10 protein-coding genes are annotated in these 12,636 nt (G+C 64.6%); 2 read left to right on the top strand and 8 right to left on the bottom strand.

All coding sequences use genetic code 11. The features are described 5' to 3' along the window. Positions 1-11: 11 nt before the first annotated feature. The 5 genes from K6G35_RS26710 to K6G35_RS26690 are packed head-to-tail and all read right to left on the bottom strand — an operon-like array spanning position 12 to position 5,197. Positions 12-938: a formyltransferase gene (locus K6G35_RS26710; RefSeq protein ID WP_495676619.1), complete on the bottom strand. Its 927-nt coding sequence runs from the start codon at positions 936-938 to the stop codon at positions 12-14. Next, positions 926-1,927 carry a glycosyltransferase gene (locus K6G35_RS26705; RefSeq protein ID WP_008648544.1) on the bottom strand — a complete coding sequence of 334 codons (1,002 nt, stop codon included), beginning with the start codon at positions 1,925-1,927 and terminating at the stop codon, positions 926-928. Before K6G35_RS26705 ends, K6G35_RS26710 begins: the two co-directional genes overlap by 13 nt. After that, positions 1,906-3,081 carry a DegT/DnrJ/EryC1/StrS family aminotransferase gene (locus K6G35_RS26700; protein WP_008648543.1) on the bottom strand — a complete coding sequence of 392 codons (1,176 nt, stop codon included), beginning with the start codon at positions 3,079-3,081 and terminating at the stop codon, positions 1,906-1,908. Before K6G35_RS26700 ends, K6G35_RS26705 begins: the two co-directional genes overlap by 22 nt. A gap of 5 nt (positions 3,082-3,086) precedes the next feature. Next, positions 3,087-3,458, bottom strand: coding sequence for a DMT family transporter (locus tag K6G35_RS26695; protein WP_008648542.1), 372 nt, complete (start codon positions 3,456-3,458; stop codon positions 3,087-3,089). Beyond that, on the bottom strand, positions 3,455-5,197 hold the full coding sequence (locus K6G35_RS26690) for an ArnT family glycosyltransferase (protein WP_017513430.1): 1,743 nt from the start codon (positions 5,195-5,197) through the stop codon (positions 3,455-3,457). Before K6G35_RS26690 ends, K6G35_RS26695 begins: the two co-directional genes overlap by 4 nt. A gap of 347 nt (positions 5,198-5,544) precedes the next feature. On the opposite strand from K6G35_RS26690, the gene K6G35_RS26685 reads away from it, so the two are divergent. Together K6G35_RS26685 and ilvD are read left to right on the top strand one after the other, a co-directional pair. Next, positions 5,545-6,405 (top strand): hypothetical protein, encoded by an 861-nt coding sequence (locus K6G35_RS26685; RefSeq protein WP_495676618.1) that lies wholly within the window; start codon positions 5,545-5,547, stop codon positions 6,403-6,405. Positions 6,406-6,737: 332 nt separating this feature from the next. Beyond that, on the top strand, positions 6,738-8,600 hold the full coding sequence (gene ilvD, locus K6G35_RS26680; protein WP_495676617.1) for a dihydroxy-acid dehydratase: 1,863 nt from the start codon (positions 6,738-6,740) through the stop codon (positions 8,598-8,600). Between the two features lie 140 nt (positions 8,601-8,740). On the opposite strand, the gene K6G35_RS26675 is transcribed toward ilvD, so the two are convergent. From K6G35_RS26675 to K6G35_RS26665, 3 genes are all read right to left on the bottom strand, one after another. Then, positions 8,741-9,040 carry a hypothetical protein gene (locus tag K6G35_RS26675; protein WP_008648536.1) on the bottom strand — a complete coding sequence of 100 codons (300 nt, stop codon included), beginning with the start codon at positions 9,038-9,040 and terminating at the stop codon, positions 8,741-8,743. 155 nt (positions 9,041-9,195) lie between these two features. After that, a complete protein-coding gene (locus tag K6G35_RS26670) occupies positions 9,196-10,110 on the bottom strand; it encodes an amino acid ABC transporter substrate-binding protein (RefSeq protein WP_495676616.1) in 915 nt (304 codons plus the stop codon). Positions 10,111-10,285: 175 nt separating this feature from the next. After that, positions 10,286-12,376 carry a 3-hydroxyacyl-CoA dehydrogenase NAD-binding domain-containing protein gene (locus tag K6G35_RS26665; protein ID WP_495676615.1) on the bottom strand — a complete coding sequence of 697 codons (2,091 nt, stop codon included), beginning with the start codon at positions 12,374-12,376 and terminating at the stop codon, positions 10,286-10,288. Between the last annotated feature and the right edge of the window lie 260 nt (positions 12,377-12,636).

Raw genomic sequence — 12,636 nt, 5'->3', positions numbered from 1 at the left:
CGGTTTTCCTCTTAGGACTTCGCAGTAATGATGTTTTGGAATACTTGTACAGATACCGGGCTCGCGTTGTCGGCGTTCGGACCTTCGAGCAACTGCGTCACGCGGATGGCTCCGCCGTCTCCGCCGACCGCCACGATACGGCCATCCACGACATGCAGGCCAGGCTGCAGACCCGCCGGCACGCTTGACGGTTCGAGGCGGCGTGCCTGCGCGACGATGAAGCGGCGGCCGCCAATGTCGGTGAATGCGCCCGGGTAGGGCGGCGCGACTGCGCGGATCAAATTGTAGACCGCTGCTGCCGGTTGGCTGAAATCGATACGGCCGTCCTCGGGTTTGCGTCCCGAGAAATAGCTGCCCTCGGAGAGCACATTGGGCCGCTTGGGTGTCTGCCCGGCCATCATGGCGGGCAGCGCGCGCCACAGCGTTTGCTCGGCGGCGACGGTGACCTTCTCGAAGACCTCGCCGGCCGTGTCGTCCGGCAGGATTGGCACTGACGTCTGGTCGACGATATAGCCAGCGTCGGGCTTGGCTTCCATCGCGTGCAGCGTGGCGCCGGTCTCTTCCTCGCCGCGCAGCACGGCCCAGTTCACCGGGACGCGACCGCGGTACTTCGGCAGCAGCGAACCATGCATGTTGAAGGCGCCCTGCGGCGCCACGGCTAGCAGGTCAGCCGGGATCATCGACCGGTAGTAGAACGAGAAGATGACATCGGGCTTCGCGGCGCGAACGGCTTCGGCCAATGCCGGGTCGGTCGGGTCCTCGCCATAGATGAACGACAGGTTCAGTTCGGCAGCCGTGTCGGCCACGCGGCCGAACCAGATGTTCTCGTCGGGTCGGTCGCGGTGCGTGACGACCAGCGCCACGTCCACGCCGCGCGCATGCAGCACGCGCAGGCAGCGGTCGCCGACGTTATGGTAGGCAAAGACTACTGCGCGCACGAGGCCTCCGCTGTGTTGTCGGTCTTCGGGTCACGGGGGTCACGCTCGAGCACCGCCTGGATGCGGTAGCGCGGGCGGTCGCGCACTTCCTGATAGATCCGGCCGACGTACTCACCCAGCAGGCCGATGCCGAACAGCATGATGCCGACCAGGAAGAAGTTGAGTGCGAACAGCGTGAACACACCCTGCACTTCAGAGCCGAGCAGGAAGCGGCGAATCAGCAGGATCACGAACAGGCCGGCCGAGGAGATCGACAGCACCGTGCCAATCGCCGAGAACCATTGCAGCGGCACGATCGAGAAGCCGGTGACCAGGTCGAAGTTCAGGCGGATCAGTTGGTAGAGCGAATACTTGGACTCGCCAGCGTGGCGCTGCTCGTGGCCGACTTCGATTTCCACCGGGTTCGACGAGAACGTGTAGGCCAGCGCGGGAATGAACGTGTTGACTTCGCGGCACGCATTGATCGTGTCGATGACGTTGCGATCATAGGCGCGCAACATGCAGCCCTGGTCCGTCATCTTGATCTTCGTGATCTTCTCGCGCAGGCGGTTCATCGCGCGCGACGCGTAGCGGCGGAACGCGGAGTCGTTACGCTGGCGGCGAATCGTGCCGACGTAGTCATGGCCCTTGCGCATCTCGGCCACCAGCCGGGGGATTTCCTCGGGCGGGTTCTGCAGGTCGGCGTCGAGCGTGATCACGATGCGTCCGCGCGTGTGCTCGAAGCCGGCCAGGATGGCCATGTGCTGACCGAAATTGCCGTTGAACAAGATGACCCGGGTCACGTCCGGGCGCTTGTGGAACTGCGCGGCCAGCATCTGCGGCGAGCGGTCGGCGCTGCCGTCATTGACGAAGATGATCTCGTAGGATTCGCCCAGGCTGTCCAGCGCCGGATAGACGCGGTCGAACAGCGCCTGCAGGCCACCCTCCTCGTTGTAGACGGGGATGACGACCGAGACCTCGACGGAGCTTAGAGAGAGAGGCGTTTGCATGTTTCGCTTAGAGTTGCGCAAACCCGCTCCACGTCGGCTGTCTGCATGGCGGGGAACATCGGCAGCGTGACGATGCCGCGGCCAATGCGCTCGGCATGCGGCAGCATGCCTTCGCGCCAGCCCAGGGAGCGGAAGTAAGTAAACAGGTGAACCGGTGGGTAATGCACGCCAGTGCCGATGCCGGACTCGCGCATCGATTCCATGACGTGCTTGCGCGCTTCAGCGGCGCCACCACGCAGGCGGTCGGTCGGCAGCACCACCTGGAACATGTGCCAATTGGTGGTAGCCACGTCGGGGTCGCGCGGCAGCGGCAGTTCGATACCGAGATCGGCCAGTCCGGCATTGGCTGCGCAGCGGAAATAGGTCTCGGCCAGTTCGGCGCGGCGTGCGGTGATCGCGTCCAGATGCTGGAGCTGGGCCAGCCCAATGGCAGCGTTGACGTCGGTCAGGTTGAACTTGCCGCCCGGCTCCTCGACGTCCATGCCGTCCATGCCGGTGCGGATCACGCCTTGCAGCCGCAGGCGCTCCGCGCGCTGCGCTTCCTCCGGCGAGTTCATGACGAGGCAGCCGCCCTCGATCGTGGTGATGTTCTTGTTGGCCTGGAAGCTGAAACTGACCAGATCGCCAAATGCGCCGATGCGCTGGCCGCGCCAGCGCGAGTCGATGGCCTGCGCGGCATCTTCGATCACACGCAGGTTATGGCGCTTCGCGATGGCGTAGAGGCGGTCCATGTCGACCGGCAGACCGGACAGGTAGACCGGAATGATGGCTCGCGTACGCGGCGTGATGGCGGCCTCTACGGCATCCAGGTCGATATTGCGCGTGCGCGGATCGATATCGACGAAGACCGGTCGGGCGCCGACCGTCAGGACCACGTTCGCCGTGGCGACCCAGGTGATCGGCGTGGTGATGACTTCGTCGCCGGGGCCGATGTCGGCGATGCGCAGCGCGATTTCCATCGTTGCCGAGCCGTTGGAGAACGTTCGCACGGGGCGGCCGCCGAACAGATCGGACAGCGTGGCCTCGAACGCCTGCACCTTGGGTCCGGACGTGATCCAGCCGGATGCCAGCACCTTGCCGACTTCGGCAATGGTGGCATCGTCAATATTTGGGCGGACGAACGGCAGGAAATCCTGCGGAGCGGAAGCAGTCATGATCGTCAGGAGCGGGCAATCAGGAAAACGCCAGCCAGTATCAGCAGGATGCCGGCGACGCGCAAGGGGCCAATCATCTCACCAAACAGCCACCACGCCGCCAGGGCGTTGACCACGTAGCCGAGCGAGAGCATCGGGTAGGCAATCGACACGTCCACGCGGGACAGGCCGACGATCCAGACCGCCACGCTTACCACGTACAGGGTCAGGCCGCCGATGACTGGCCATTGGGTCAGCACGCGGAAAGCCGTGGTGAACAGCGTGGCGCGATCGATCGTGATCGCGCCCACGGCGTTGACACCGGCCTTGAGCAGAAGCTGCGCGCAGGCGTTGAGCAGCACGCCGGTAAAGATGAAGGCGAAGGTCGATAGCGTCATGGCGCGGTTCTGGAGTCCTTGGGCGACGGTGCCGGCGCGGCCGGCGGCGGGAAATTGCTGACTACCACGCGGCGCACGTCGCGGGCCACCACGTACATCGGCAGGTGGCTGGCCGCCAGACTATCGTAGGTGTCCGGAGACATGATGCCGAGGGCCGGCTGGCCGTCACGCCACTTGGCGAGGAAGCCGTCCATGGTGGGAATCCACTTGTCCGGCTCCTGCTGGGTGCCGAATTCGAGTTCGTCCGGGGCCGCCACCATGACCAGCGTGTGGCCCAGGTAGAACGGCAGCGTGTGATCCAGAACACCCACGCCATAGAGCGGCATGTCGTCCTTGAGCACGGCCTTGATGGCCGGCACCAGGTCGACGCCCGATGCCCGGCGACCCATCACTTCATGGCCCATGAGGGCAATGGTGCAGGTCAGGAAGAAGGCGAGCGAGAACGCGGTGATGCTTGGCAGCAGACCATAGGCGCGCAGCAGGCGGCGCGCCAGCACCATTCCAACCAGAAGTACGGCAAACGCCACGCCAACGTAGATGGCGAAGACGCGGAACACGGCATTGGGGTTGGTCTCGTTGCCGAGCGTGGCGACGAACGGCGAAGCGATGATGCCGGCCACCGACAGCACCGTGACCGCATTGATCTGCCGCAGCCACGACCGTTCGTTGATCTGTTCCAGCGCCACGGCGACCAGGATGGCCAGCGCCGGGAACACCGGCACGATATAGCCGGGCAGCTTCGAGCCGGACAGGCTGAAGAACACGAAGATCGCCGCGAACCAGATGAATGCCAGCAGGGCGGGCTGGAACGGCTTGGCGCCCACGCCGCGCACCGCGCCAGCGCGTTCGCGCACCGCGGTCCACATGCGCGGGGTCAGGCCCAGCCAGGGCAGCGTCCCGGCCAGCAGCAGCGGTACGAAATACCAGATCGATCCCTTGCGCGAATGCACGGTCGAGGTATAGCGGTCCCAGTGCTCATGAATAAAGAAGAAATGCGGAAACTCGGGGTTGCGCGAGGAAATCAGCCAGAACCAGGGCACGGTGACCACGAGCATGGCGACGATGCCGCTCACCAGGTGCAGGCGGCCCCACAGGGCAAGGTTGCGTGTCACGAGGGTGTAGACCACCAGCACCAGGCCGGGCAGTGCGATGCCCACCAGCCCCTTGGTCAGGATCGCCACGCCCATGGCCGCCCAGCAGGCCAACATCCAGCCACGGCGGGCCGCCGGCGACGCATCGGGGTGCTGGGCCAGCAGCATGAAGGCCAGCACGCACGCCAGCGCACCCGAGAGGGTCATGTCCAGCGAATTGAAATGGCCGGTGACGCTCCACATCGGCATGGCCAGCAACGCCAGCCCGGCCAGCAGCCCGGCACGCGCGCCATACCAACGGATTACGGCCATCATGGTGACCACGAGACCAACAAGTCCGGACAGCGCCACGGCGAGCCGGGCTTGCCAGTCTCCGACGCCGAACAGCTCGTAGCCGATCGTCGTCACCCACATATGGAAGGGGGGCTTCTCGAAGTACTTGAGTGCGTTATAGCGAATCGTCACCCAGTCGCCCGTGGCGAACATTTCGCGCGAGATTTCTGCGTATCGGCCCTCGTCCGGGCGTAGCAGGTGGCGGGCATCGAGCGTGCCGAACCAGACCAGCAATACCGCGATGACGACCAGCACCACTGGGGCGATCATGCCCGGGGGCAGCCCGTCGTGACGCGAGGGCGAGGAACTACGCATAAATCTCCTGAAATGGCCGGAAGCCGGACGCGATACGACGGCCGGCGTGTGGCGAACTCCCCACAACGCGACAAGACCCGACTTGGTGGACAACAGGCTTTGAATAAGCCCCAGGAACCGGCAATACCGATCGGGCTCCCGAGCGCCCGGCATCGCCTGGGCCCGGCCGCGAGGGGCACGGGCGCGCAATGGTAGCACGACAGCACACCGGGGTCGTGGTTTCGGCCGGATCGGCCATGTATCAGACATGAGTCCGGCCATTTCTTTCAAGGGCATTTCGCGCAATACTCATGACTCGTCGGCCGGTTGTGCGGGAGGATGCCGACGCTCGAACCCGGGTGACCTCGATGAAATCGGCCTTGCTATCGATCTTGCTGTTAGGAGTGCTTGGTAATGCACTGGCGGATTCGGCCGAGCCGGTGGCCGCACCCGTGACCGATGGCGCATCCGCCGCCGAGGCGGCGCCCGTCGGTCCCCAGCTCTGCGACGCGCCCTGGTTCCGGTCCGGCGCCCGCGTTCAGATGGAAGGCGATGGCACCATGCCGATGTCCATCACAATGACGCTGCGTGACGTCATGCGCACCGCGCGGGGCTGTAGTGCCCAGCTCGAAGTCAGGTCGAAGTCGGCGCTTTCCGCCCTCATGGGGCCGCCGGTGGTGATGGATCAGGTCCACGAGATCAATATCGACCGAAACTCCACCCGTACCCGGATCGACAGCCGGAACGCCACGATCAATGCCCAGGCCCGATACGCCCGGATGTTCGGCGGGGCATCGTTTACAGGCAGCGGGGTCTTCAACTACGCGGGCATGACGATTCGCGAGAACACGACGCTGGAAGGCGAGACCTTCCAGTCCGCCGTCGACCTCAAGATCTACCCGCTCGGGTCCGACGACATGGTCGGCACCATGCAGGCGCAGCACGCCTCGATCATCGTTGGCTCGCGCCACGTGGGCCGCAAACAGATGATCGACACGGTGCTCGGCCGCAAGGAATGCATGCCGATTACCTATGAGAAGCGCACGTCGCTCGGGCCGTTGATGATTGGCGACGAACTGCTGCAACTCGAACCGAGCGTCCTGCACGTGACCGACTGGTACTGCCCGGCCGAGGCGTTCGTGCTGCGCACGGAGATCCGCCAGAACAACAAGGTGCAGAAGGTCAATGTCACGGCGCTGGAACTGACCGGGGATGAGGACTCCCACTGACATCGACACGGTCATTGAAACGGTCGCGGGCGCTTCCGTGACGACTGACTGATTGCACGGGCAATGCTCGCCGTCCTCGATGGCGGCGACGTCTTATCTGCCTGCCACCCAAGTCCGGCCTGACTGGACGCTCGTCCATTGATATTTTTTTCGACCTTGTTGTGGCAAAAAAATATATTGGACGTCTCACCGGTGCTCCCGCATTATTTCGCCTTTCCGCCATGCGCCAATGTGCGGCTGGCGGTCATGGCTTGCCCGGCGGCCGCATACCGGCGCCTTGGCTGGCCTGTGTCCAATTACACACCCCACAACTGCAAGATCCGAGGAAAGAGATGCCTGAGTACCGATCACGAACTTCGACGCACGGCCGGAACATGGCGGGTGCCCGCGCCTTGTGGCGCGCCACCGGGATGAAGGATGGCGATTTCGGCAAGCCCATCATCGCCGTGGTGAACTCGTTTACCCAGTTCGTGCCGGGCCATGTCCATTTGCGCGACCTCGGCGCGCTGGTTGCGAAGGAGATCGAAGCGGCCGGCGGCGTGGCCAAGGAATTCAACACGATCGCGGTGGACGATGGGATCGCCATGGGCCACGGCGGCATGCTCTATTCGCTGCCCTCGCGCGAGCTGATCGCTGACTCGGTGGAATACATGGTCAACGCACATTGCGCCGACGCCATGGTCTGTATTTCCAATTGCGACAAGATCACCCCGGGCATGCTGATGGCCGCGATGCGGCTGAACATTCCCGTGGTGTTCGTCTCCGGCGGCCCGATGGAGGCCGGCAAGGTCAAGTCCCCAACGGACGGCCAGGTGATCGCCAAGATCGACCTGATCGACGCCATGATCAAGGCCGCGGACCCGAAGGTCAGCGACGCAGAAGTGGCCGAAGTGGAACGCAGCGCCTGCCCGACATGCGGTTCCTGCTCGGGGATGTTCACGGCGAACTCGATGAATTGCCTGACCGAGGCGATTGGTCTGGCGTTGCCGGGCAACGGCACGATCGTTGCCACCCATGCATGGCGCAAGGGCCTGTTCGAACACGCGGGCCGCCTGGTCGTGGACCTGTGCCGCCGCTACTACCAGGAAGAGGACGCATCGGTCCTGCCGCGCAACATCGCCACCAAGTCGGCATTCGAGAATGCCATGGCGCTGGACGTGGCCATGGGCGGTTCGACCAATACCGTGCTGCACCTGCTGGCGGCAGCCCAGGAAGCCGGTGTCGATTTCACGATGTCCGACATCGATCGCATCTCGCGCAAGGTGCCGTGTCTGTGCAAGGCCGCACCGGCCACCGACAAGTACCACATCGAAGACGTGCATCGCGCGGGCGGCATCCTCGGCATTCTCGGCGAGCTGGCGCGCGCCGAACTGCTGGATCTGTCGTGCGGCAACGTGCATAGCGGCACGCTTGGCAATGCCATTTCCCAGTGGGATGTCGTCGGCGGCGCAGGCGAGGACGCGCAGAAGTTCTTCCGCGCGGCGCCGGGCGGCATTCCGACGACCGTCGCGTTCAGCCAGGCGGCCACCTTCGGGTCACTGGATACCGACCGAAAGACCGGCTGCATCCGGAACAAGCAGAACGCGTATTCGAAGGACGGCGGTCTCGCCGTGCTCTACGGGAACCTCGCGGAGAAGGGCTGCATCGTCAAGACCGCAGGCGTGGACGAATCGCAATGGGTCTTCTCCGGGCGCGCCCGTGTCTTCGAAAGCCAGGACGAAGCCGTCGACGCCATTCTGGGCGACAAGGTCGTGGCTGGTGACGTTGTCGTGATTCGCTACGAAGGTCCCAAGGGTGGCCCGGGCATGCAGGAAATGCTCTATCCCACGTCGTACCTGAAGTCGAAGGGCCTGGGCAAGACCTGCGCGCTGTTTACCGACGGTCGGTTCTCCGGTGGCTCGTCCGGGCTGGTCATCGGACATGCCTCGCCGGAAGCCGCCGAGGGCGGCACGATCGGCCTGGTGGAGGACGGCGATCTCATCGAGATCGACATTCCGCAGCGCAAGATGCACCTGGCGGTGTCGGACGAAACCCTGGCGCGCCGTCGCGAAGCCATGGAGGCGCGCGGTGACAAGGCGTGGGAGCCGGTGGATCGTGTGCGCGTAGTGTCCCAGGCATTGCAGGCATACGCTGCGCTCGCTACTTCGGCGGATCGCGGCGCGGTGCGCGATATCTCCCAGCTCAAGCGCAAGTAAGGCGCGCGCGGCGCGAAGCAGGTCGTTCCGTCCTGCTTCGCCGTGCGCCGCTGAACGGTCGCCGAATGGCACAAAAAAAGCCTCGCATCTGCGAGGCTTTTTACTTGCGCGGACCCGATTCGGGCCCGTGCGCGGGGTGCTCAGTTGTTCGAGGCTGTCGGCTTCTTGGTCGCCTTCTTGCTGCTCTTGCTCGATTTCTTGGTCGTGTCGGTCGACTGGGTCGACTGATCGGTCAGGTCGGCACGCGTGCTCTTGTTCGCGCCCTGCGAATACGGGTCGAACTTGTCCCCTGACTTGGCGCCCTCGCTATAGGTATCGAACTTCTGCCCGGCCTTCGCGCCTTGCGAGTACGGGTCGAACTGCTTCTTGTCTTGCGCGACGGCAGCCACGGAGGCAGTGGCCAGACCCAGCGCGATAGCGGTGGCGATAAGCTTGTTCATGGAATTCTCCTGAGTGATGCCGCTTTCCGGCGGTTCGCGTTATTTCGCTCGATGCACGGGTTACCGGGAGGTAAAGACGCGCTCAAGCCAGTGTGTCCAAGGCCGGTTGGGCCGTCAACTCAGGGGTTTTCCGGGGGGAGCCCCCCGGAAAGCGCTTATTCCGTCACAACGTCGGAAGGGTGCTTCCACGCCTGCAGGACTTCCGTCGACGGGGCCAGCGCCAGGTTGGTACCGCGCGTGCCGATCGGCTGCTGGAACCAGCGCTTCTGCATGGCTGCGACGTCCGGGCTGGCGAAGGTCTTGGCCAACGTCTGGTCGACCAGACGCTTCCATTCCGGATCGGCTTTCGACAGCATCAGCGCGTTCTGTTCGACCGACAGCGCCGGGCCGACGATCACATACTGCGACGGATCCTTGGACTTCGCGCGCAGGCCGGCCAGCAGCACGTCATCCATCACGAACGCTTGCGCGCGGCCGGTTTCCAGCAGCAGGAACGATTCGCCGTGGTCCTTCGCGTAGACGTCGCGGTAGCCGTACTCGGCCTTCAGGCGGCGCACATGGCGGTCACCGGTGGAGCCAGCGCTGGTCACCACGGTCTTGCCACGCAGGTCATCGAACGACTTGATACCCGAGTCGGCGCGCACGAGCATGCGGACGGTCGACACATAGTGCGACACGCTGAACGCCACCTGCTTCTGGCGCTCCAGCGTATTGGTATTCGGAGCGCAGTCGAGATCGACCAGACCGTTAACCACGGCCGGGACCCGGTTCTGCGGCGTCAGCGGCAGCCAACGTACCTTGATGGTCTTGAGCCCGAGCTTCTCCTTGGCGGCTTCGGCCACGCGCAGGCAGAGGTCGACGGCATAGCCGGCCGGCTGTCCCTTGTCGTCGCCGAACGAGAACGGCAGCGCGGATTCGCGGTAGCCAAGCGTGATCGTTCCAGTGTCGCGAATGCGATCAAGGACCGGGCTCTGGGGATTCTGGGCCTGGGCGGCCGGCACCAGCGCGGCAGCCAGGGCGATGCCGGCCAGCAGGCGTTGAAGAGACGAAACAGACACAATCGACGGCATGTTCGGGGTCAGGCAATGAAAGAATGGGAGGGTATACCCGGGCCGTTCCCGTTAGAAGAATTTCTTTTTCATAAGCTAATGCCGGGCGCCGAAGCGGGAGGGGGGTTACCCTCCGCTTCGGCACTCAATGCTGCCTATCGCGCCGGATCGACCGGATCGACCCAAATCGGCCGGATCAATCGAAGCTCTTGCCTGCCTCGGCCAGTCGCACCAGCAGCGGCGCAGGCTGCCAGGCCGGGTCGGCGCCCGGTTCGGCGGCGAAGCGGCGCAGGCTCCGCACGACGTTGGGCAGGCCCACCATGTCGGCGTACAGCATCGGGCCGCCGCGCAGTCGGGGGAAGCCGTAGCCGTTGAGATAGACCACGTCCAGATCGGAGGCGCGTGCGGCGATGCCTTCCTCCAGAATGCGCGCGCCTTCGTTGACGAGGGCGAAGATGCAGCGTTCCACCACCTCTTCATCGCTGATGGCGCGCGGCGTGATGCCCTGGGCGCTGCGGAATTCGGCGATCAGGGCTTCGGTGGCCGGGTCCGGGATCGGGTCACGATTGCCGGCTTCGTAGCGATACCAGCCGGCGCCGGTCTTCTGGCCCAGGCGGCCGGCCTCGGCCAGCTTGTCGGCCACCGACGGACGAAGCGGCACGCCGGCCTCGGCAGCTTTGCGCTTGCGCGTGGCATAGCCGATGTCCAGGCCCGCCAGGTCACCCATGCGATATGGGCCCATGGCCATGCCAAACTTTTGCAGCGCCCCGTCGATTTGCTGCGGCAGCGCGCCGGCGTTGATCAAGGCGCCGGCGGCGGCGCCGTAGCGTGCCAGCATGCGATTGCCGATAAAGCCGTCGCACACACCGGAGACCACGGCGATCTTCTTGATTTTCTTCGCCAGCGCCATGCAGGTGGCCAGCACGTCGGGCGCGGTCTGCGCGCCGCGCACGATTTCCAGCAGGCGCATCACGTTGGCCGGGCTGAAGAAGTGCAGGCCGATCACGTCGGTCGGCCGCTTGGTGAACGAAGCGATGCGGTCGAGATTCAGGTACGACGTGTTCGACGCCAGGATGGCACCGGCCTTGCATGTCTTGTCCAGCGTTTCGAACACGGTCTTCTTGACGTCCATGTTCTCGAACACGGCCTCGATGACCAGGTCCACATCGGACAGGTCCGAATAGCTCAGCGTGCCGGTGATCAGTGCCATGCGCTGCTCGAGCTGCTCGGGCTTGAGCTTGCCCTTCTTCATCGAGTTTTCGTAGTTGCGGCGGATGGTTGCCAGACCCTTGTCCAGCGCTTCCTGCTTCATCTCCAGCAGTACGACGGGAATCCCGGCGTTGAGGAAGTTCATCGTGATGCCGCCGCCCATGGTGCCGGCGCCGATCACGCCAACCTTCCTGATCTCGCGCAGCGGCGTGCCGGCCGGCAGATCGGCGATCTTCGATGCGGCATGCTCCGCCTTGAAGATATGCCGCAGCGCGCGCGACTCCGGCGAGGCCATCAGGCTCATGAAGCCTTCCCGCTCCACGCGCATTCCTTCGTCGAAAGACTTGGTCAACGACGCGGCCACGGCTTCCAGCGCCTTCATCGGTGCGATCTGTCCCTTGGCTTGCTGCGCCACGCTGTTGCGGGCGAACTGCAGGAAGGACTCGCCTTGCGGGTGGCTGACGCTCAGTGCGCGGGTGCGGCGCGGCGGCGTCTTCGCTGCGATGAGCTCCTGGGCGAATGCCACCGCGGAGGCAACCACGTCACCATCGGCCACGCGGTCGATCAGCGGCGTGCCCGCGAAACTCTTGGCCGGAGCCGGGTTGCCGAGCGTCACCATGTTGACGGCCTGCTCCAGGCCAATCAGGCGAGGCATGCGCTGCGTGCCGCCGCCACCGGGCAGCAGGCCAATCTTGACCTCCGGAAGGCCCAGTTGGGCGTCCGGCAGCGCGACGCGAAAGTGGCAACCCAGGGCCAGTTCCAGTCCACCGCCCAGGCACTGCCCGGCGATTGCGGCGACCACCGGCTTGGCGCCGCCCTCGATCTGGTCGATCACGACACGCAGATTGGGTTCGCGCGAGGCGTTGGGCGTTCCGAATTCGGTGATGTCGGCACCGGCCGAGAACGCGCGGGGTGTGCCGGTCAGCACGATGGCCTGCACGGCCGGGTCTGCGTTGGCCCGATCCATCGCATCGGCGATGGCCGTGCGCAGTGCCGCGCCAAGACCGTTGACCGGCCCCTTGTTCATCGAAAGCACGGCAACCGGGCCGCGAAGTTCGTAGTTGACAATGTCGCTCATGAGAAGTCTCTCTGCACGGGAGGTCGTGATGGGTGTGGGGCAAGGCGCCGCGCGATGCGGGCGACGCCTTGACGTCGGGGTCGGATGTGGCTCGGCAAGCGTAGCAGCACCGCTGGCTTCCTGCAAACCACGATTTCTAAAAATACATCGCGTATCAGAAAACTTAATGCTATCAATCAAGAGCGCACATACCATGTGTTCGATAACCAGAAGGTATGTGCCGATCCTCGACCGGCGCGGAACCGCTCTTCGCCCGCGAG

It is taken from the genome of Cupriavidus sp. HY129 (assembly GCF_059492215.1).
The sequence above is the reverse complement of the archived record's forward strand: the minus strand, read 5'-3'. Positions and strand labels throughout refer to the sequence as shown.